Annotated in this window: 19 protein-coding genes and 2 rRNA genes; 6 read left to right on the top strand and 15 right to left on the bottom strand. The window is 48.8% G+C overall.

The genetic code is table 11. The annotated features are described in order from the left end of the window. The 5 genes from IPL71_RS20325 to infA (IPL71_RS20345) form a co-directional block, all read left to right on the top strand. A 23S ribosomal RNA gene (locus tag IPL71_RS20325) occupies positions 1–943 on the top strand; the annotation flags it as partial. 74 nt (positions 944–1,017) lie between these two features. After that, positions 1,018–1,134: ribosomal RNA gene (gene rrf / locus IPL71_RS20330) — 5S ribosomal RNA — on the top strand. Between the two features lie 195 nt (positions 1,135–1,329). After that, the gene (rpsU, locus tag IPL71_RS20335) at positions 1,330–1,578 is read left to right on the top strand and encodes a 30S ribosomal protein S21 (RefSeq protein ID WP_345324793.1); all 249 of its coding nucleotides are present in this window, start codon (positions 1,330–1,332) and stop codon (positions 1,576–1,578) included. Further along, positions 1,553–1,801, top strand: coding sequence for a translation initiation factor IF-1 (gene infA, locus IPL71_RS20340; RefSeq protein ID WP_345324795.1), 249 nt, complete (start codon positions 1,553–1,555; stop codon positions 1,799–1,801). The genes rpsU and infA (IPL71_RS20340) overlap by 26 nt, the downstream gene beginning before the upstream one ends. Before the next feature lie 624 nt (positions 1,802–2,425). Further along, positions 2,426–2,674 carry a translation initiation factor IF-1 gene (gene infA, locus IPL71_RS20345; protein WP_345324797.1) on the top strand — a complete coding sequence of 83 codons (249 nt, stop codon included), beginning with the start codon at positions 2,426–2,428 and terminating at the stop codon, positions 2,672–2,674. A 54-nt stretch (positions 2,675–2,728) separates the two neighbouring features. Here the strand turns inward: infA (IPL71_RS20345) and IPL71_RS20350 are convergent, their stop codons facing one another. From IPL71_RS20350 to IPL71_RS20375, 6 genes are all read right to left on the bottom strand, one after another. Further along, positions 2,729–3,424, bottom strand: a complete 696-nt coding sequence (locus IPL71_RS20350) for a dihydroorotate dehydrogenase-like protein (protein WP_345324947.1) — start codon at positions 3,422–3,424, stop codon at positions 2,729–2,731. Continuing rightward, positions 3,306–3,731 (bottom strand): beta/alpha barrel domain-containing protein, encoded by a 426-nt coding sequence (locus IPL71_RS20355; RefSeq protein ID WP_345324799.1) that lies wholly within the window; start codon positions 3,729–3,731, stop codon positions 3,306–3,308. Before IPL71_RS20355 ends, IPL71_RS20350 begins: the two co-directional genes overlap by 119 nt. Beyond that, positions 3,728–7,300, bottom strand: coding sequence for a pyruvate:ferredoxin (flavodoxin) oxidoreductase (gene nifJ, locus IPL71_RS20360; protein WP_345324801.1), 3,573 nt, complete (start codon positions 7,298–7,300; stop codon positions 3,728–3,730). The genes IPL71_RS20355 and nifJ overlap by 4 nt, the downstream gene beginning before the upstream one ends. Before the next feature lie 194 nt (positions 7,301–7,494). Further along, positions 7,495–7,851: a DUF4406 domain-containing protein gene (locus IPL71_RS20365; protein ID WP_345324803.1), complete on the bottom strand. Its 357-nt coding sequence runs from the start codon at positions 7,849–7,851 to the stop codon at positions 7,495–7,497. A 1-nt stretch (position 7,852) separates the two neighbouring features. Further along, complete coding sequence (locus IPL71_RS20370; protein ID WP_345324805.1) at positions 7,853–8,377, bottom strand: NUDIX hydrolase; 525 nt, start codon at positions 8,375–8,377, stop codon at positions 7,853–7,855. A 73-nt stretch (positions 8,378–8,450) separates the two neighbouring features. Further along, positions 8,451–9,206, bottom strand: a complete 756-nt coding sequence (locus tag IPL71_RS20375) for a LysM peptidoglycan-binding domain-containing protein (protein ID WP_345324807.1) — start codon at positions 9,204–9,206, stop codon at positions 8,451–8,453. 371 nt (positions 9,207–9,577) lie between these two features. Between IPL71_RS20375 and IPL71_RS20380 the strand changes: the two genes are divergently transcribed. Further along, the gene (locus IPL71_RS20380; protein WP_345324809.1) at positions 9,578–10,672 is read left to right on the top strand and encodes a hypothetical protein; all 1,095 of its coding nucleotides are present in this window, start codon (positions 9,578–9,580) and stop codon (positions 10,670–10,672) included. Between the two features lie 82 nt (positions 10,673–10,754). Here the strand turns inward: IPL71_RS20380 and IPL71_RS20385 are convergent, their stop codons facing one another. The 9 genes from IPL71_RS20385 to IPL71_RS20425 form a co-directional block, all read right to left on the bottom strand. Then, positions 10,755–12,587 carry a hypothetical protein gene (locus tag IPL71_RS20385; RefSeq protein WP_345324811.1) on the bottom strand — a complete coding sequence of 611 codons (1,833 nt, stop codon included), beginning with the start codon at positions 12,585–12,587 and terminating at the stop codon, positions 10,755–10,757. Positions 12,588–12,794: 207 nt separating this feature from the next. Next, on the bottom strand, positions 12,795–13,799 hold the full coding sequence (locus tag IPL71_RS20390; protein WP_345324813.1) for a uroporphyrinogen decarboxylase family protein: 1,005 nt from the start codon (positions 13,797–13,799) through the stop codon (positions 12,795–12,797). Positions 13,800–13,914: 115 nt separating this feature from the next. Beyond that, positions 13,915–14,793 carry a homocysteine S-methyltransferase family protein gene (locus IPL71_RS20395; protein WP_345324815.1) on the bottom strand — a complete coding sequence of 293 codons (879 nt, stop codon included), beginning with the start codon at positions 14,791–14,793 and terminating at the stop codon, positions 13,915–13,917. Positions 14,794–14,808: 15 nt separating this feature from the next. Further along, positions 14,809–16,941, bottom strand: coding sequence for an ASKHA domain-containing protein (locus IPL71_RS20400; RefSeq protein ID WP_345324817.1), 2,133 nt, complete (start codon positions 16,939–16,941; stop codon positions 14,809–14,811). Positions 16,942–17,024: 83 nt separating this feature from the next. Further along, positions 17,025–17,309 carry a virulence factor gene (locus IPL71_RS20405; protein ID WP_345324819.1) on the bottom strand — a complete coding sequence of 95 codons (285 nt, stop codon included), beginning with the start codon at positions 17,307–17,309 and terminating at the stop codon, positions 17,025–17,027. A gap of 242 nt (positions 17,310–17,551) precedes the next feature. Further along, positions 17,552–18,073 (bottom strand): energy-coupling factor transporter transmembrane component T family protein, encoded by a 522-nt coding sequence (locus tag IPL71_RS20410; protein ID WP_345324821.1) that lies wholly within the window; start codon positions 18,071–18,073, stop codon positions 17,552–17,554. After that, positions 18,070–19,773: an ABC transporter ATP-binding protein gene (locus tag IPL71_RS20415; protein WP_345324823.1), complete on the bottom strand. Its 1,704-nt coding sequence runs from the start codon at positions 19,771–19,773 to the stop codon at positions 18,070–18,072. Before IPL71_RS20415 ends, IPL71_RS20410 begins: the two co-directional genes overlap by 4 nt. 120 nt (positions 19,774–19,893) lie before the next feature. Further along, entirely contained in the window at positions 19,894–20,544 is a 651-nt protein-coding gene (locus IPL71_RS20420; protein WP_345324825.1) for an ECF transporter S component, read from the bottom strand. Positions 20,545–20,615: 71 nt separating this feature from the next. Beyond that, the gene (locus IPL71_RS20425; protein WP_345324827.1) at positions 20,616–21,986 is read right to left on the bottom strand and encodes a monomethylamine:corrinoid methyltransferase; all 1,371 of its coding nucleotides are present in this window, start codon (positions 21,984–21,986) and stop codon (positions 20,616–20,618) included. Between the last annotated feature and the right edge of the window lie 6 nt (positions 21,987–21,992).

The following is a 21,992-nucleotide window of genomic DNA, read 5'->3' on the forward strand; positions in this document are numbered from 1 at the left end:
CGACCCGCACGAACCGCGTAACAATTAGAGCACTGTCTCGACGAGGACCCAGTGAAATTGAAATGGCTGTGAAGATGCGGACTACACCGCAGTAGGACAAAAAGACCCCGTGGAGCTTACTGCAACTTGGCATTGTATTTGGATATGATCTATGTAGGATAGGTGGGGAGGCTTTGAAGCTGGCGCTAGCGTCGGTGGAAACCAATGGTGCGAAATACCACCCTGATCATGTTTAAGATCCATAACCCCATTCCGTAATCCGGATGGGGAACCGTGCCAGGTGGGCAGTTTGACTGGGAGCGGTCGCCTCCCAAAAAGTAACGGAGGCGCCCAAAGGTTCCCTCAGGTGGAATGGAAACCCACCATAGGTGGAAAGGCTAAAGGGAGCTTGACTGTAAGGCCGACGCGCCGAACAGAGGCGAAAGTCGGGCTTAGTGATCCCACAATACCGGTGGAAGGGTTGTGGCTTACCGGATAAAAGCTACCCCGGGGATAACAGGCTGGTGAGATCAGAGTTCACATCGACGATCTCGCTCGGCACCTCGATGTCGGCTCATCGCATCCCCAGGGCTGGACAAGGTCCCAAAGGGTCGGGCTGTTCGCCCGTTAAGCGGTACGCGAGCTGGGTTCAGACCGTCGTGAGACAGGTCGGTCTCTATCCACTGTGGGCGTAAGGGATTTGAAGGGAGCTGCTCCTAGTACGAGAGGACCGGGTGGACAGACCTCTAGTGTGCCAGTTGTTCCGCCAGAACATATCGCTGGGTAGCCATGTCTGGCAAAGATAACCGCTGAAAGCATCTAAGTGGGAAACTTGCCCAAGATTAGATCCTGTGACCCGTAAGGGTGTAAGACCCCAGGTAGACTACCTGGTTAATGGGCATATGTGTAAGCGCAGTAATGTGTTAAACTAAAGCTGTACCTAATGGTCGAGGGCTTCCTTCTTGTGATACGGAGAATTTGGTACTTTTCTTGAGAAAACATCAACTTGCTGTTCAGACCAACATTGTGAAAATGTCCCTTGGTGATTTGAGCGACGTGGGTACACCCGGTCCCATACCGAACCCGGCAGTTAAGCATGTCAGCGCTGATGGTACTTGGAGGGCGACCTCCCGGGAGAGTAGGTCATTGCCAAGGGGCTTTTCTTTTACACATAACACGCGCGGGATTTTTCTATCCGCGCGTGTATGTGTTTGTATGTATCATCATTTGCTTATGCAATTTTGGTGTTGATCATATAATGAATCTAATTAGCTTGTGGTCTTATTTATAAAGTCCCCGGCCGATTAAGTGTAGCGGCCGTTTTTTTTGACTATTTTATGTGGAAAGTAGGTGATTTCGTTGGCTTCAGTAAATTTACGTAACGGCGAGTCTCAAGACTCTTTGCTCAAGCGCTTTCGCAAGAAAATAGTAAAGAGCGGTATTTTAAGCACCATTCGTAACAAACGCTGGTTCGTCTCCAAGAGTGAGACGCGTAGAATGGAAAAGAAGAAGGCTATTCGTCGCATTAATTACGACGCGCTTTCAAAGATAACGAATAGATCGAGAGGCGTGTATGACAAAAGAAGAAGGCAAAATTAAAGTGGATGGTCTCGTGATCGAAGCCCTGCCTGGAACTCAGTTCCGTGTGCGGCTTGATAATGGACATGAAGTGCTGGCTTATCTTTCGGGTAAGATGCGCAAGCATTATATTCGTATTTTGCTGGGCGATCATGTTTCCATGGAGATGTCTCCATACGATTTATCTCGTGCCCGTATTACTTTTCGTCAGCGAAAGAATGCGCCAGTTTCGGTTAGCAGCTAGATTTTGTAATTTGTATGTTGGAAGGTCCTCTGTGAAAATGGAGGGCCTTTTTTGTTTTAGTGAATTAGCGGCTGGGATGTTTGGGATGCAGAACCAGTTTTGGGTGAGTTTGATGCGGTCTGGTTGGGGTGGGTAAGTTATTCAATTGGAAAATCCATGTGGGTGAGGCAATTCCTAGGTGGAAAATTTGATAGAAAAATCTTTTCATCCATGCGTGTATCGTGTATAATGCCGATTGCAGTTTCAGCATGGGCTTTTTTGCCCTTTCTATAAAGCGAGGAGTGTGAAGCGCATTTTTTGATCGTATGGTCAGTGAGTTCGTTTCTGGTCTTATTTATAAAGTCCTCGGCCGATTCTGCGTAATGGTCGATTTTTTTTGTCTATTTTTTACGTGGAAAGTAGGTGATTTGATTGGGTTCAGTACATTTACGTAATGGCGAGTCTCAGGATTCTTTGCTCAAGCGTTTTCGGAAGAAGGTTGTTAAAGAGCGGGGTGTTGAGTACGATTCGCAATAAACGCTGGTTCGTCTCAAAGAGTGAGACGCGCCGGATGGAGAAGAAGAAGGCGATTCGACGTATGAAACGAAAATCTTTCAAGGATGTAGAATAGATCAAGAGGCGTGTATGACAAAAGAAGAAGGCAAAATTAAAGTTGATGGTGTTGTGATCGAGGCACTGCCCGGGACTCAGTTTCGGGTGAAGCTTGATAATGGACATGAGGTGCTTGCATATCTTTCTGGTAAGATGCGAAAGCATTATATTCGTATTTTGTTGGGGGATCGTGTAGCTATGGAAATGTCGCCTTATGATCTGACTCGTGCCCGTATCACTTTCCGCCAGCGTAAGAATGCCTCTGCTCCTGTTGAAAGCTAGCTTTGTGATTTGAATTTATAAAAAATCCTCCGTTTTCACGGAGGATTTTTTTACTTAAGGCAGGTTTCTGAACGAGTTCAGGACCTTCATGTAGTTTGCCCGTTCGAAAGCTGCGGGTTCTTTTACTGATTTTTGACTCATGCTTCCCTGCATTTGGTTGATCGAGACATATTCCCGTTCTTTCATCCATGTTTCCAATTCGTTTAATATGGATGGGATGACCTGGTTGCCGTTATGCAGGAGATTTGAGGCCATCATGGCAACTTTTGCGCCTGCCATCATGGATTTGAGTACGTCGTTTGCCGTGTGGACGCCGCTTGTGAGGGCAAAATCGGTGTTGAGTTTTCCGTGCAGGATTGATATCCAACGCAGAGGAAGGCGCAGTTCGGCGGAGGTACTTAAATCAAGGCTGTGGACGATTTCCAGTTCATTAAGGTCGAAATCTGGCTGGTAGAAGCGATTGAAGAGGACGAGTCCATTTGCTCCGGCTTCGACGATTTTGCGCGCAAAGTTGGGCAAGGCGGTAATATAGGGACTCAATTTGACTGCGAGTGGAATGGATATCGCAGATTTTACCTGTGCCACCAATTCAACTTGTGCGTTTTCCAATTCCTGGGCAGTGAGGTCGGGATCAGTTGGGATGTAGTACAGATTCAGTTCCAACGCATCTGCTCCGGCTTCCTGTATCTGTCTTGCGTAATTCGTCCAGCCGCCTTTGGATACACCGTTTAAACTTCCAATGACGGGGATGTTTTAAGGCTTTCTTTAATCCGGCTACTTGATTTAAGTATTTTTCAGGACCAACCGCGTACATACCGCCATCAGGCAAATAGGTCATTGCTTCGGCAAATGAGTCGGTTCCGCGGGTGAGATAGTGGTCCAGTTCGAGGCTTTCGTGGATGATCTGTTCCTCAAAGAGGGAATACATTACGATTGCTGCAATGCCGGCTTCTTCCAATTTACGTGCCTTGTCTATATCCTTGGAGAGGGGAGAAGCCGAAGCAACGAGTGGATTTTTTAATTGTAGACCAAGATAGGTTGTGGTAAGGTCGATCATGATTTTTTCTCCTCGGTTTCGCTGCCGTTTTCATAATGCATCGAAGCCATCTGCTGGTACAACGTCCAGCGGGATTTTGCATCGTGCTGCGCTTCCTTCATTAACATTTCGGCACGCTCTTCGTCCATTTGGATGAGCATCTTGTAACGGGTTTCGTTATAAGCATATTGTGAGATCGGAATACTTGGTTCCTTGGATTCGATCACGAGCGGATTGTGTCCCTGCTCGGCCAGGCGTGGGTCGTAACGATACATGGGCCAGTGACCCGATTGCACCGCTAATTTTGTCTGATCCAGACTTCTTGCCATATCGTAGCCGTGTGCAATGCACGGGCTGTACGCGATGACGAGAGATGGACCGTCATAGGTTTCGGCTTCGAGCAATGCCTTGAGTGTTTGCTGGTAGTTCGCGCCCATGGCAACACGGGCAACATAGACATATCCATAGGACATGGCGATCAGCCCGAGGTCTTTCTTGGGCAATCCCTTGCCGCCCATAGCGAACTTGGCAACTGCCGCGCGTGGCGTAGACTTGCTGGCCTGCCCGCCGGTGTTTGAATAGACTTCAGTATCCAGTACGAGGATGTTGACGTTGCGTCCGCTGGCGAGCACGTGATCGAGACCACCGTAGCCAATGTCATAGGCCCAACCATCGCCGCCGATGATCCAGACCGATTTCTTGACCAGATTATCCGCCAGGCTGATGAGGTCTTTTGCACGGCTATCACTGGACTTGCTCAGTTTATTCTTCAATTCAACAACACGTTCACGTTGAGCGCCAATGCCCGCTTCATCTTCTTGATTGGCATTCAAAATGGCTTCGACCAACTCGGTACTTACCGTTGATTCAAAGGACTTGAGCAATTCACGCGCATATTCAATTTGCTTGTCAATAGTCAGGCGCATACCCAAACCGAACTCGGCATTATCTTCAAACAGCGAATTCGACCAGGCCGGGCCGCGTCCATCGGCGTTCTTGGCCCACGGAGTAGTGGGGAGGTTGCCGCCGTAAATGGATGAACAACCCGTGGCATTTGCGATCACGGCGCGGTCGCCGAACAATTGTGAGACCAGTTTCACATACGGAGTTTCACCGCAGCCCGCGCAAGCGCCGCTGAACTCAAACAACGGGCGCAGCAACTGCGAGTTCTTAATCGTGGACGGATTGAATAACTTCCTGTCCATATCTGGAATGTTCATAAAGAAATCCCAGTTTTTTACTTCAGCTTCGCGCAAAGGAGGCTGCGCTTCCATGTTGATCGCCTTGCGTCCCACGGCGCGCTTGTCCTTCACAGGGCAAACTTCCACGCACAAAGTACAACCTGTGCAATCTTCGGGCGCAACCTGCAAAGTGTACGCAAACCCGGTCGAAAATTCCTTGAACTTCGACGCAGTATGCTTGAAGGCCTCGGGTGCCTCTGCCAGTAATTTTTCGTCATACACTTTATGGCGAATTACCGCGTGCGGACAAACCATCACGCACTTACCGCATTGGATGCACAGATCCGCTTCCCAAACAGGAATTTCGAGCGCAAGATTGCGCTTTTCCCATTGCGTTGTGCCGGTGGGGAAGGTTCCATCAATTGGGAATGCGGAGACCGGAATGTTATCGCCGTCTGAGTCGATGATCTGACCGAGCACATCGCGAACGAACTCAGGCGCTTCAATCGGGACCGGGAGCCTGCGCGTCGTCTTTGAGCTGATCTTCGCTGGAACTTTGACCTCATGAAGATTCGCGACAGTTGCATCCACTGCCTCAAAGTTCTGCTTCACAACCGCCTCACCGCGTTTGCCGTAGCTTTTTTCAATGGCATGTTTGATCTCGGCGATTGCCGCATCACGCGGAAGAATACCGCTGATGGCGAAGAAGGCCGTCTGCATGATGGTATTCATGCGTCCGCCCATGCCGGTCTTTTCCGCGACGTCGTACCCGTTAATGGCGTAGAACTTGAGTTTCTTTTCGATGATATCTTTTTGAACTTCCTGCGGTAATTCATCCCAGATTTCGTCCGGGCCAAACATGCTGTTGAGCAGGAAGATCGCGCCTTCCTTGGCGTATTTGAGCATATCCACGCGTTCGAGGAACGCATACTGGTGACAGGCCACAAAATTAGCCTGATTCGCTTCAATGAGATAAGGTGCGCGAATGGCTTGCGGGCCAAAGCGCAAATGTGAAACGGTGACCGTGCCCGACTTCTTCGAGTCGTAATAGAAGTAGCCCTGCGCGTAATTGCTGGTTTCTTCACCGATGATCTTGATCGAGTTTTTGTTCGCGCCCACGGTCCCATCGGAGCCGAGGCCGAAGAACACACAACTGACCATGCCTTCTGATTCAAGCGAGAAACTTGAGTCTACTTCAAGGCTGGTGTGAGAGACATCGTCATTAATACCGAGGGTGAAATGATTCTTGGGTTCAGGTTTGGATAATTCGTCAAACACAGCCCGTGTCATGGCAGGAGTGAATTCCTTGGAGGAAAGGCCGTAACGTCCGCCGATGACTTTGATATCGGAGCGTTTGCCTTCCATGAGCGCATTCACAATATCCAAATACATCGGTTCGCCGTTGGAGCCGGGCTCCTTGGTGCGATCCAATACTGCAATGGATTTCACACTCTTGGGCAGACCCTTGAGGAAATGTTCAATGGAAAACGGACGATACAGACGCACACGTAATACGCCAACTTTTTCGCCCTTCTTTGCAAGATAGGCAACGGTTTCTTCCACAACTTCGCCGCCGGAGCCCATGATGATAATGACGCGTTCAGCATCGGGATGTCCGCTGTAATCGAAGAGGTTGTAATGGCGGCCAGTGACCTGGGCGAATTTGTCCATCATCTCTTGCACGATGGCGGGAGTGGCGGTGTAGTAATTGTTGGAGGCTTCGCGCATTTGGAAGTACACATCGGGGTTCTGCGCGGTGCCGCGTAGGACGGGATGTTCAGGCGTGAGTCCTCTTGCTCGATGGGCACGCACCAGGTCATCGTCCAGCATGAGGCGGAGTTCTTCATCCGTCAATTGGAAGATCTTGGTCACTTCGTGCGAGGTTCTAAATCCATCAAAGAAGTGCATAAAGGGGACGCGTGATTTGAGCGTGGCTGCCTGTGAAATGGCGGCAAAATCCTGCGCTTCTTGAACAGAACCTGAGGAGAGCAGCGCCCAGCCGGTTTGGCGGACGGCCATCACATCTTGATGATCGCCGTAAATGGAGAGGGCGTGAGAGGCAATGGCGCGCGCGGCTACGTGGAAGACGGTGCTGGTCAGTTCGCCCGCGATCTTGTACATGTTCGGGATCATTAATAATAAGCCCTGAGATGCGGTGAAGGTGGTCGTGAGCGCGCCGGTTTGTAGTGCGCCGTGTACGGCTCCCGCCGCGCCGCCTTCGGATTGCATTTCAATCACTAGCGGCACGGTTCCCCAAAGATTTTTGCGTCCTTTGGAAGACCATTCGTCTGAAAATTCGCCCATTCCGGAGGATGGGGTGATCGGGTAAATGGCGATCACTTCACTGAGACGGTGCGCAACGCTTGCGGTTGCTTCATTTCCGTCGGTCATGATGATAGGTTGTTTCATTACTTGCTCCTTTGAAAGCAGGTTTACACCTGGGATTATCTTCAACATACAAGTTTATCCCTCCCTGAGGACATTGGTTAGTTATGAATGACCCGAATCTACCTGAGAGTTGTCATATTTTGGATAAGAATTGTAGAATTAAATAGACAGACGGCAATTTTTTTGCCGTCTGTCTATTTAATTCTGTTATTTAATTATTGAACGGGCGGAATTTCATCCAGTGCAAAATAAATGTTCAGGCTTCGTTTGCGCGCAACCTCAACCATTAAATCTGCGCCTTGTGACGCGCCGCCCACCCTGAGAACTGCATCACATTTTTCCAAAAGTCTCTCTGCAATCGGATGAAAAATTTCATTGAATGGTTCGTCTCCAATTTGCTTTGAGCCAGCCAGGGCCACCAATGGAAGCGCGAACCATTCACCTAATAAGGGAATATGCCCCAGGCGAAAAATAGGCAGTGCAAAGGTTTCCATCAAGTGGACATTCTCTGCGATCTTTTTAGGATCATCATTTGTGCCGGAGCGATAGGGGCCTGCAATGAGAATAAGCATATTATTTTGTTTGTAGATGTGACTTCGCCAATAACAACGCCGCCAGCGACTTGGCGTCGGGCATCCCGCCTCTTTCGACCATTTGAATTGCCTCTGCGTAGGAAAGTTTTTCCACGCTGAGAAATTCATCCGCATCTGCTTCAAGCGGATCGTGTCTTAATTCTTGCGCGAGAAAGACATGCATGAATTCTGTTGAATATCCGGGTGCGAGATAAAAATCACCGATCTTCTCGATCTTGTCTGCAGCGAAACCTGTTTCCTCGCGGATCTCGCGCGCGGCGCACACTGCCGGATCTTCGCCGTGTTCCAGGGTGCCCGCGGGCAGCTCAAGCAAGTCCATGCCTGCCGCGTGACGGTATTGACGCACAAATAGCAGATTGCCATCTTTATCGATTGGAACAATGATGACAGAACCGCCATGTTCGATAATGTCAAATTTGGTTTCACGTCCATCGGGTGTTTTTAGTGTGTCGCGCCGGATTAAAAGGCACGGCCTTTTAGCAGAGTCTCTGGTGAAGTAATTCAAACGGCATCGGAAGTTCCTTGTAAAAAGATAATAAAAAAAGCCCAAGCATTTGCTTGGGCTTTTTGATTTCAAATTAGGGTATTTTCAATGCTTGCCCGGCAGTTAATGACGCTGAAATTGAAATGCTATTTGCAGAGGCAATCGAAGCAGGATCAACATCACCAAATTTACAGGCAATGCTGTAAATGGTTTCATCACTTAAGACCACTGTGTAGGTGGCCGGGTGAGAAGCCAGCATCCGCGCGCCAGGGAATGCACCGCTTTGTGGAATGGTTAGAGTTAAGCCTGGGTAATACAGATCAGGACTGGTCAGCCCACTTGCGCTGAGCAAGGCATCAGGGTCAACATTGAAACGGCGCGCAATACAGTAGGGAAACTCGCCATTTTGTAATGTGTATGATGCAGGGCGTACACCGGCAGGTACTGGGGTTGTCGTTGGTCCACTGGGAACGACAGGTGTTAAACCAGCTGCCGCAGGAGTTGTGGGTACAGCGTTGGTAGGTGTGCCGGGCACTGGCGTTGAAACGCCCGGTGTGGAAGTTACTCCGGCTTGTGGCGTAATGACCGTTCCAACCGTGGTGATTGCCTGTGGGGTGCCAGCTGTACCGCCTGCTACAGATGTTTGCGCTGCGGCAGTCTGTTTTGCAAATTCCTCGATCATTGCCATCGGATTTTCAACAGATGGGAAGGGCGAAACGAACAGTCCGGTGGGGAGCAAGGTTGGCGTTGCTACAGGTGCTGCAGATAGTGATTGCGTGCAGGCAGAGATCAACATAGTGGACACTATAAAAATGAAGACTACCAGCAAGCCGCGTTGTTTATTACTCATAGTTTCTCCTCTTTCGATATATTCAACAAACGATGGTAGCACATGACCTTTAAAGCGTCAAGCAACTGGGAAATTCCAAATCAGATTATGATAATTAATCTTGGATTATGTGCAAGCTGCAATACCCGGCGCTCCCAAAGAGCAAAAGTCACAACGCGAATTCGGCAAATGAAGCGAATATTGCGAAAAAAGTTGCGGCCTTCGTTTCATTTAATCTTTTTAAGGAAAAATATTCATTATGTTTCTGCAACTATAGAGCGGCGCACCTTTCATTTTTGTTAGGTATAATATTTTAATTCCAGCCCTTTGCACGAGCTTATGAAATTATAGTTAATGGGATATTGATATTCTGCGCTAAAAAGGAACCATATATGAAAAGATCTCTTCCGTTAATGTTGCTAATTGTAACCATACTGTTGCAGGCCTGTAGCGCATCCACACCGCCGCCTGAAATCGTTGTGACGGGATCAACTGCTATTGCAAGTGAAGCTGTCATGATAACTCCAGAGACTGTACCTTCAGCAGTACCAACCCTCCCGCAAGCTATACAGATCGAGCATGTTGCAATTCCCACTGAAGGTACTACAGACCGTGCAACCGCTCATGATAATGAAAATTCATTATCCTTTGAAACAAAAAAAGTAAAGACTGGTGACTTTTTGCGAAAGAATCGTTTTGAACGCCCCTTCACGGCGGTTGACATGGTCTACCTGCCTGATGTTGACATTGCAGATTTTTCGATCACCAGTGATGACACTTTTTTCTACATCAAGATTTCTTTAATCGGGCTTGATCCTGAAACGCAATCCCTTACAGGTTCCTATGGTGTGGAAATCGATCGAAACGCTGATGGCAGAGCAGAGATTTTACTTGCAACACGCCCCCCATATAATACAGATTTTAACGCGGATAGTGTTGCGGTTTATTTTGATGTGAATAGCGATATGGGCGGCAGCAGTATCAACCGCCCTGATGATTATGACAGTGATGGATTTGAAACGATTATTTATGACTTGAGTAAGGGAGTCTACCCTGAAGGCGACCCCGACCTTGCATGGGCGCGCCTGAGTACCTATGGAAATTTACCCGCCATAGAAATCGCCTTTAAGAAATGGATGTTTGATGGTGGAAAAGAGACATTCATGTGGAGTGTCGTTTCCAGTGACGCAGTACTTGATCCCGGCCTTTTTTATTTTCACGATCATTTTACAGCCGAAGAGGCGGGCGCCGCCAATACGGATGACCCTACTTATCCGCTTAAAGACCTGGCTGGAATAGATAACACCTGCCGTGTGCCGTTGGGTTTTCAGGTAATTGGAAATGAGCCGCTGGGCTGTTACGTTAAGGGCGGGGAAGTAGAGGAGTTTGATGAGCCTTCTGCGGAAGGAGCCGAATCCACCTGCTCCCAGTTTAGCGAGCTTTGCAAACGGACAGAAAATAGTTCGGTGCTTTTTAGCGTGCAATAATAAGTTTGTGGCAGGGAAATAAAATAAGACCCGCCGTGACAGATTTCTGTCCCGGCGGGTTTCGCTTTTTCTGTATTTGGTACTATTTTTCGCAAAAAATAGTATTGAGTAATTTTTGCATCTCAGGCGTTGTATCAGAATTCCCAAATTCAGTGGTAAGTTTTTTACAGACCTGATATTTTTGGAAAGGGTCTTTTTTTATATCTTTGGCGATCTTTACCACTTCATCAAATTGATTGAGCCGCGTATATGCCTTTAGAAAGATCAGCCATTCAGATTTATCCGCGGGGCGCAATCCTTGATTCCAGGCTTCATTTCCGAGTGTGGCGGCGTGATCCCAATCTCCGCGCTGACTGGCCAGCGATGCAGTTTGAAAATAATAGCACCAGCCGTGTTCCGGTTCCGCCCCAAAAATGGACAATGGGGGAGTATGTGCTTCGGCGTTTACATTGATCAGATCAATATCTGAATAATTTGCAGCAGATGTAATGTCAGTCTCTTCATAGGCTGAAATGATCGGATTTTTTCCATCCATGAAATGCACACAGGAGAATTGTGTGGGCTGGCTAAGTACCAGAAGTTTATCGAGATTAGGCTGTGTGAGAATGCCGCGCCTTTCAATGGGTTTTATCTCCCCGCCTTGCATGATGTCTAAAAGATTGTTTTCATTTAAGACAATCGCATAGATCAATGGTTTTATGATTTGATGATCTGTGGATGCAGGATTGTAAATAAGATTTGCAGGTCCCCAAACGAAATAATCCTCTTCAATGGCTGTGATTGGATAATTGGCTGCCAGCGTGGTTTCGGGTTGGAATTCAGGCGCACGCCAACTGACTTGCCACCAGAAATCGCGAAAGGAAGCCGTCTGCTCTGCGGCGCGCGCGCCATTATGGAAATGGGTAAGAGTTGCAATGGTGACCAGAAAAGCCAGTGCGCTATGGCGTATCTTTTTATTGGATATTGAATAAAGCAAACCAACCATCAGCATTGCCGAACCCAGCGATGCAGCGAGTGCATAACGGGAATAGACCTCAAAGATCAGGCGTCGATTTACAAAAATAACAGGAAAAAGACTCAGGATAACAGAAGCAAGCCCGGCGGCGATGGAAGCGGTCTGCCATCCATTTTCTTCGGTCTCGGCTTCTTTGTCGCTTTCCAGATATTTTGATCCTGAAACAATCAAAGCGATGATGAGTGCGGCGATCCCAAAACTTAAAAGATGATCTCGGACCCGCAGGCCAGTGTTAAATAAATAAAGTGGAACTCCCCATGCGAGAAAGGCCGCCTTGATTGTGTCTTGAAAAAGAGCCAGCGCCAGCCAAAAGCCGTTGAGCAGCGGATTTGCTGAAATGGTTTGCAGTTGCGCGCCGATGTCTGTGGCTTTGCGTTCACTTTCAAATAAAATGATACGCCAGAAAAAGAATCCGGCTGGAATGATCGCGCTCGGCAGCCATTGTTTGAACGATATAAACGATGTTTGTGTAAAAGATTTTTTAATATCCTTATTAAGCAGGTAGATAGAGATGATCCGGAATAATTCAAATCCAAAAAAATATTCAACCAGCCCAAGATAAAAAATGCCGGTCACGATTGCAGACAGAAGCAATATATATTTTTTCCATCCCGAAATCAAAATTGCTTTTATGGTGAGCGCAATGGATAGTATCGCGAGAAAAAGACTAAAGAGTTGTGATTGATAATCGATTGGATTGGTCTGTGAAAGAAAGCCCGGGTAGATTACAAAAAGGATCGCGATCCAGGTATTCGCACTTTTATTTTTCGGCCAGATCATTTGAAAGAGCCAATACGCGCAGACGCCGCTTAGAAAACGAAAAAAATATCCGCTTAAATGATAGAGAAGAATATTGTCGCCAAAAAGAAAATATGCAGGCCCCATGACAAATGCCCGCATGGGTCTATCGCTGCTGAATACAAGTGAAAAAATATCTGCGCCCCGGCTTTTCCCGCAAAGATCAAATACCAATCATCGTTTATCAATCCGATTTTTTGAATAAATGGAAGATAGACCAAAGCCGAGATAACCAGCAATAATAAAAATGGAATCCAATTTGATAATTTTTTTCTCAACCAAGCCTCCGTGAATTGGTTTTATTATAAATTACTCAACCATGTACTTAATGTTTTGAATCGGCGTGCGGATGACGAGATCGCAGCCCGGCCAGACGGCGTCCACGCCCGCATCTTTCGCCCTGACAATTGATTCGCGTATTTCGGCATCATCTCCCCGAAAGAGAGTCTCTACCGGGTCAAGATTGCCAAACAGCAATGTATCCCTGAGAGCCAGCCGCGCCGCCGCCAGATCAACTGTCTGGTCGAGTGAGATCGCACCCGCTCCAGTTTGCGCCAGCAGATTAAGTGAACCCGTCACATTTCCACAGACCGATAAAACATTCGGCTCGGGAAGTTTTTCAATTAATAACTTTTCAGCCGGCAAAACAAACTGCTCATATTTGCCCGGACCAATAAAAGCGGGTGAACCGCCCATATCATGAATGGTAATAAAATCCGCGCCTGCTTCTCGATAGGCAGTGCCAACATCCGCAAGGAAAGAGGAAAGAAGAACGAGCGCGTCAGTAACAGCCTGCGGTTCCTTCTTCATTTCGATGAACATATTTTTTACATCCACGACCAGCAGCAACAATGTATACGGCCCGGGGATCATGCCTCCGATGACCGCATCATTCCCAATATCTTTCTTTAATAACTTAATGGCTTCGCAAACTTTCTCTATCCGCCCCAGACTTCGGATATCTTCAAGTTGAGAAGACTTCCGAAGTCTTTCAACCAATTCTTTTGCAGACCCAAACAATCCCGCGTGCTTCACCTGCGGAAATTCAAAATCCCGATCCTCGCGGAAGTTAAGCTCCGCGCCCAACGCCTCGGCTTCCACATACAGATCCAAAGGCAAAACCGCCGAAGGGAATCCGCTTAACTTAAACGTGCTCGCCGCCGCTTTTGCCAGCTTCTGCGCATTACGATGAACCTCATGAAAGATCAATCCTTCACTCTGCAACCCCTCAGCAGTGACATGGATCAACCCGCTGAAAGCCGGCTGTGAATCTATTTTTTTGCCCGATAACAAATCCAATATTTTTTCACGCATATGTTTCACCTTTAAAATAATAACGGATTACCCCTTCGAGTCACAAAACCCGTAATTGATAATCCGTCATAATACTGATTACTGATAACTATTCACTATTTTCTGTTCACTGCTCTTACTTCACAGCCTTCGCAATTGCCGCAATATGCTCGGGAGTATTTCCACAGCAACCGCCTACAACCTTCGCGCCCAGCTCAACATATTTCTTTGCATAGGTCGCCATATCTTCAGGACCCATATCATACACGCCCTGCTCGGTTTCAATATCCATGTGAGGTACACCCGCATTCGGTTTGACCCACAAAGGGAAATTCGGAATGGTCGCAACATATTCTTTCACAACGGCTTCCATGTTTTCAAGTGTCGTGCCGCAATTCGCGCCGATCAGAGTCGCGCCCATTTCACTGTAACGCTTAATTACATCCTTGGGTTTCACGCCCATCATCGAGCGTGTGCCGCGGTCATAACTAAAGGAGACAACGATCGGCAGATCAGTCGCCGAGCGTGCGCCTTCAAATGCGGCGGTGGTCTCTTCAAAAGAGAACATCGTTTCGATCAGAAGAAAATCCACGCCGCCATCGGCCAGAGCTTTGGCTTGTTCGGCAAAGGTCGCCTTCACATCTTCCGCTTCCACCGGACCATACGGCTTGACCAAAGCGCCGATAGGCCCCATCGAACCAGCCACCAGTCCATTGTTCAGTGAAGCGGCCTTGCGTGCAATTTCCGCAGCGCGGATATTTACTTCCGGTGTCCGATCCTGATATTTTGAATCCTTCATTCTCATGCGTGTCCCGCCGAAAGTGCAGGTCAAAATAATATCTGACCCGGCGTTGGTGAATGAACTCGCAAGTTTCAAAAGTGTATCAGGATCATCAATGATCAAATCCTCCGGCGGCTTGCCGGGCTTCAGCCCCATCTTTTGCAAATTTGATCCCGTTGCTCCATCCGCAACAAGAATTTCCCCTGAATTCAATCTTTCCAAAAATTTATTCATCCTGCTCTCCTTTTTTTACCACGAAGGAGACAAAGGGTCACAAAGGTTTTTAAAATCTTTTCCTTCGTGTCTCTTCGTGCCCTTCGTGGTTAAGTTATTTAACCTTGAAATTCTTCGCCATCGGGTCTGCCACACGATTGGGATCAAATGCGCAATGTGGGGGAAAGGCTCACTCATGTGCGGGAAACTCGTTGCAAGCATAAACTGATTTTGGAATTCAGGATCAGTTGGCAATTCAAATCTTTCAACCTTGCGAGTCACTTCTTCAATTTCTCTGCGCTTCTCAACATTCAACAACGCGATTCGCGCACCGTCACCCGCCGCATTTCCAACCGCATATACATTGTCCAAAACACAATCAGGGATCAGCCCGATCAGCATGGCTTTTTCTTTATCAATATAACTGCCGAAGCCGCCGGCGAGAATGATTTTATCAGGAGTTTCCAAACCAGAGCGCTTCAACAAAGTCCGCGCTGCGGTGAAGAGCGCCGCCTTCGCCAATTGAATCTGTCGTACATCCTGCTGAGTCATTGGGATGTCGCGCCCGATGGAAGTTTCCTCGGCCCAGGCAATTACATACTCCCAGCCGCTCTCTCCCTTTCGAATACGATTCCCCTTCGGGGACGATGTCGACTCAAGCCCTTGCTTGAACTTGCCCCGAGAGTCAACGATCCCCGCTCTGAATAATTCTGCCACTCCGTCGATGATGGCCGAGCCGCAGATCCCTTTGACCTTCCCAATAAACTCGGCATGGTCTGTGTTCCAGCCGTCTACACCGATGACTTTATATCTTGGCTCAAGAGTCTTATCGTCAATTTCAATGCGTTCCATCGCACCGGGCGCGGCCCGCATTCCATATTCCACGTGCGCGCCTTCAAGCGCCGGCCCCGTAGGCGTGGACGTACACACCAGTCGTTTGCGATTTCCCAGAACAAGCTCGGCGTTTGTGCCCACATCGATCAACAGCCAGTTCTCATCCTGTTTGTGTGGTTCTTCGGCAACGATCACCGCGCTGGTATCCGCACCGACAAATGAAGCGATGGTTGGCAGCACATGGATATTGCCCGAGGGATTAATGTGCAGTCCCAATTCACGCGCCTTCACATCCACCGACTTGTGAATCGCGGGTACGAAGGGAGCGAGTCCCAGATCTTTGGGATGTAAATTCAAGAGGATGTGGTGCATGGTGGAATTTCCAACCAGAACCATTTCCAAAATTTCACTGGTCTTGATGTTTGCCGTCTTTGCGGCTTGTTTCAATAATTTATTCAGCGTGGAGATAATGGCTTTGTGTAATTTCTCAAGCCCGTCAGGATATTCAATTGTGTATTGAATACGAGACATCACATCTTCGCCATACACAATTTGCGGATTCATTTCTGATTCTGCGGCGAGCATTTCACCGGTGCGCAGGTTGCATAAATAGAGCGCGACGGTTGTCGAGCCAATATCCACAGCTGCGCCGTAACTGTCTTCCACATATCCGGCTTGCACTTCGATCACTTCGCGATCCTGCCAGACGGAAACAGTCACATTCCATTTTGCTTCACGCAGGGTGGAGGATAAAGTCCGCAGGCATTGATAGTCAATATTAAACTCATGCCAGCGCGGAAGTTTTTCCTCGGTGCCGCGTACTAATGCCATGGAAGTTTCCAGTCCTTTGGCGAGTCTTTCCCAATCTGCGATCGGCCTCTCCAACGTGGGCGGACTCATCGAGACCAGATATTTCCGCACCGACGGTTTGATCTCGATCTCGCGATTGCTGGCACTCTTGCGCACGATCTGTTTGTTGCCGCGGCTTTCTTCGGGAACATTGATCAGCACATCGCCCTGTATTTTGCATTGACAGGAAAGCCGCACCTGGCCCACTTCCCAGCCTTTATCTTTTAATAACTTGGGCCTGCGTGCAAAATATGCGGCTTCTTCGGTAGTGACAGGCGAAACATTTTCACGCTTTGAATCAATGTTGTATTTTTCAAAGCGGCCTTCTTCGATCAAGACCATACACTTGCCGCAGGTGGCATTCTCAGCGCAAATGGATTCGATCTCCACGCCGAGATCACGCGCTGCGGAACGAATGGACTGGCCTTCTTCCACTTGTCCGCGGGAGCCGGAGGGTTGCAGGATGATGTTATGTTTTTGAGTCATGTAATTTTATGGGTCTCTATAAGTGATGATTGACGATGGACGATGGACCGTAGACCATAAACCCATCGTCCATGGTCTGTGGTCTACGGTCTGTTCGGGCGGGGAATCTCTATTTTGGCAAACTCAGTTTCCAGTTCAGAAAGAAGCGCTTCTGCAACTTCCTCGGGAGTGCCTTCGCGTTCGACCCACGGTCCGCGTTTGTATTGTGCGCTGTAATCCTCTGTGGAGGTTGAGCCGGTTGCCATCGCGTAGGCGTCTATCGCGTTTTGAATTTTTTGCGAAAGTTGTTTTTTGACGGTGCGCCCATCGCCTTCAACAATGAAGGAGGAGGGGATATGTTTCCAGTAAAAGATGCGGTATCTAGCCATGTGTTTACCTCGTGAAATTATATATAATCTTAGTTCGTGATTTTACGTGAGGTTGGGGATGTGGTCAATGTAAAAATTGACCCCGCAATTTGCGGGGTCATGATGATTAGATGAGCGATCTTTCCCATAACAAAAGTGCGATTGCAAACAAAATAAAAAATAGGATCAGGGCGATGCCTGTTTTTGTCCAGTGGAATTGTTTGGTGTAGGTGCGGTCGGGATAGGCGCCGAAGCCGCGTGATTCAATGGCGAGCGCGGTGTTCTCGGCTTTGCGCAGCCCGTACGACGGGCAGAAAGCGCAAGGCCATGAATACGGTGAAGGCGTAACGATAGGGCATACCGATGCTAACCAGCCCGACCATCAGGTCGCGGATGTCAGTTGTCCAAATTAAGATAAAGGAAGCCAGCACCATGATCGTGATGCGCAGAAAATATTGCAGGCCTTTATCAAATCCCTGCTGACCAAGAGAGAAGCCGGCGATATTTATATAACTCGTGGATGGTGTTGAAAAAAGATGCACAAAGAATAAGAGTGTGCCCATGATGAGAATAATGGGCATGGCCTGCCAGACAGACTTGAATGGAATTCTGGCGAGGAAGATCATGATAAAAAATAATACTCCCAGCATGATGAGCCGCGCCGAATTATCGGTCAGTTGAAACGTGACCAGAATGACAAGCACGACCCACAGCAATTTACTTAACGCGTCAATGCGGGTGAAGAACGAACCATTGTCAATATATCGCAGGGAATGTTCGCTCATTGCATGGCTCCGATGAAATCGTCCACGGTGTTCAAACCATCGGGGACGGTGATGCCTAGTCCGCGCAGACCATCTACGAGGCGGCGCAGTGTGGTGGTGCGCAGGGATGCGCGTTCGACCAGATCAGGAGATTGGAAAAGAATATCAGGACTGCCGTCAAATATTTTTTCACCGTTCGCCATCACAATGGCGCGGTCGATGTGTGTATCCACGAGACGCATATCATGTGTGATCATCAAAATGGTAATGCCTTCACGTCGCAGATTATTAATGAGCAGCATGAGTCTTTCAGTGAGACGGCGATCCTGCCCGTAGGTGGGTTCATCCACGATCAGGAGTTTTGCGTTGCCGCCGATCAGCATGGTCGCCACGCCGAGTCTGCGTTTTGCGCCGGCGCTCAACGAAAACGGATGACTATCTGCGGTGTCGGTGATGTCCAAACGCGCAAGCATATCTTCCACGCGCTGATTCACAACGGCTTGATCGTCAATGCCTTGCGCGAGCAAACTGTATTCCAATTCTTCGCGCACGGTATCGCATAAAAATTGATGTTCCGGATTCTGGAAGACGAGCGCGATTTGATTCGCAAGATCCTGAACTTTCCAGCGCTTCGCGCTTTGGCCGAACATGGTCATTTCACCCGCAGTCGGTTTCTGCAACCCGACCAGGAGTTTGCTAAGCGTGCTTTTGCCCGCTCCGTTTTGTCCGACGATGGCGACGATCTCACCCTGTTTGATGTCAAATGAAACACTGCGCAAGGCTTTGAATTTATTGCCGTACGCGAATTCGATATTCTCAGCGTGGATCAAAGTCTCAGATTCAGTGACCAGTTTTTCGTTAGGTTTTGATGCGTGAAATTTTAAATCCGCAAAATCTTTTACCGCTTCGGCCACCGTAATCGGCACGGACTTGTCGAACTGTCCGCTCGCTTTGAGGCGCAGACCGATCTCTGTCGGTTCGGGCAGCCAGACGCCCAGCTCAAGCATTTTATTTCCGTGCTGTGTGATGACATCACGCGGTGACCCCTGTGCAACCACGCGCCCTTCGGCGAGCAGAATAATGTCATCGGCTTCGGCCATGAATTCATCAAGGTCCTTGGTGACGAGGATCACGGTCTTGCCTTCATCGCGCAGGCGCAAAATCAATTGGTGGACGGAGTGGGTGGTGGCAGGGTCGAGGTTGGCGGTGGGTTCATCCAAAACGATCAGCGGAGTTTGCATGGCGATGACAGAGGCCAGCCCCAGCTTTTGAGTCTGTCCGCCGGATAAGGCCCAAACGAGATTATTCCGCAGGTGCTGCATTCCCACATAATTAAGGGATTGCTCCACACTCACCAGAATATCCTTTGGGTCGCGGCGCAAATTCTCAGGGCCAAAGGCAACTTCATCTTCCACTTTGAGCGTGGCGAACATCCACTCGGGGTCTTGAAACAACATCCCCGTGGACTTGGCTAATTCCTGCACAGGCACTTTGGAAATATCCTGTCCTTCCACAGTGACGGTGCCGGTTAATTTTCCGCCCAAAATTTGCGGGATGATGCCGTTCAACAGCATACACAAAGTGGATTTGCCCGAGCCCGAAGGCCCAACCAGTAACGTAAAAGACCCGCGCTGCACTGTGAGATTTACATCAGACAATGCGGGCGCAGGCTTATCGTAGTGCTTATAAGTAACTTGCTCGAACCGGACAAGCGGTTCCAATGGACTTTATTTCTGTTTCAATGAAACCGAGTCTTTATATGATCTGTGGGGTCACGAAGCAAAGAACGAAAGATCACAAACTTTGCCTTCGTGACCCTTCGTTCCTTCGTGATGAAAAAACTATTCTTCCTTGCGGCGGGTTGACCTTAAGAGACCGGTCTTTTCGATCATCTTTCCGAGATAGTATCCGAGCAAACCGGAGAATATAAAGCCGGAGATCATGTTGATCGGAGCGGCGATCAGGTAATCTTGAAGGGAAGTCCAGCCATAGAGGATGAAACTCCAGACGGTCCCGAATTGAGATGCGCCAGCGCCAGCCAGACCCAGTGCAAGCCAGCCGAATTTGCTGTACATGCAGAAAGCCATGACCACTTCCGCGCCGATGCCTTGTGAAATGCCCCAGCCCAAAGTGGAGAGTCCTGCCTGATTGCCGAGCAAGGCTTCCACAGTCGCTTCGATCAGGCCGATGATCAACATTGTGCCGGATTTGCGCACAAGGAAATAAGCCAGCACATAGGCCCACATGAATGTGCCCTGCAACGCAGCGCCGTAAATGGGGCTGACTGTATTGGCGGCGTACCAGATATTTCCCATCCAGGTGTTGATCACGCCCGCGAGCGCGCCCAACACGGCCATGATGACCAGGTCAGAGGTGGTGTAGTTGAAATTGAAACCGCCCTTGGTAGTTGGATCTGATTTGACGGTTTTGGCAATGGCGCCTAATGCAACAAGGATGGCAAGATTGATGCCAAGGATAACGGGGGTACTCATGGGAATTACCTCTCTTTGAAATTTGGATTTGATCTATGCCAGAGCAGGTGCTCTGAAATATCCACAGGTGCTTACAGCTTTAAACCCATTTCTTTCAATTCAGTTTTGACTTCCTCGTACATCTTCTGCCAGAAATCCAGCGGCTCGATTCTTTGAATATCATAGACTTCATCGAAAGGTTTGCCGGGATTCCCATTTTCCAGTGTAAAGACATGCTCATATTTTGGCAATAACTGGAGGACGAAATCATTCGCCTCCTTAAGTGACATTTTCATCTTGTGAGAGGCGAGTGCCACCTCAGCCATTAACCGCGCTTCAAGGCCTGAACAGTTGGGCTGATTCCCGTCCGCGGCACCACAGCCCTCAAGGTGACTTCCGCTCATCGCATTGACGATGGCATTGGCGGCTGTTTCATATAAGAGTTCCTTCGTCCCTGCGCCTGATTTGGGATAAATATCCGCCACGATAATGGAAGGCGCATGGCGGGCAAAGGCCTGCGCGGTGGCATTGATCACCCACAACACTTCAGGCGTGGAGGTTGCAATATTGCGGACATGAATGGGGTGCAGGATGTGATAATCTGCGAGACAGGTAATGTTGGCGATCAAATACGATGCCACATTAACCACCGCCGACCCGGCAGGTCCGCCGCCCAGCCCGCCGACGATGACACATGGCAGCGAAGCGTTGACCATGCCATACTCAAGTGAGTTGACTGCGCGCGAGATATTTCGGTGATCCATCTTGAGTTCATTTAAAACCGGCACAAGATGCGAATCACAGGAACGTAAATAATCAGGGTGCGCTGCTGCGAGATCGCCCAACTCTGAAACACTGGATTGCGCCGCGAGCATTCCCATGCCGGCGCGTCCGGCGCGTTTCAATCCCTGCCGCATGTATTGCAATTCGCGGCGGGTGGATACGATCTCAATTGGATTTCCCGTGCGCACTTCGCGCCCATCCACTTCAACGATGGTGCCGCAGGTGGCGAGATCGATCAATGGCTCCTGCATATACGAGATGACGTTTTGAAGAAAAAATCTTTCAGGAATGGGTGTGCCGGGTGAACCGCCGAAAAATAATGGCGCGCGTTCATCATGTAGATGACGGGCATACAAAGTACGCACATCCTTGCCTTCGCCCATGATGACTTCCTGCGGCATGGTGCGGATTCCGGTATCAATTTCATCCTGTGAAATTTCAATGATGCGCTCTGTAGATCGGCTGTACGCGCCCAATTCCACGGCCATTTCGTAGCCTGCATTAAAGATGGCTTCTGAAAGCAGAGGATCATCGGTGATCAGTTCGTTTTTGTTCCACTCAAGTTTATATTTCTTGACCAGTCTACGGGTGGTCATGGCGACCTTTTCAAGGTCCCAGTTTTCTTCCGCCATATAGGGTCCGTTGTTTGCACGGTCAAGAATATCGAGATAATTCAGCATTGATTT

The sequence above is a fragment of the Candidatus Villigracilis proximus genome, assembly GCF_016717045.1.
Lineage (GTDB): Bacteria > Chloroflexota > Anaerolineae > Anaerolineales > Villigracilaceae > Villigracilis > Villigracilis proximus.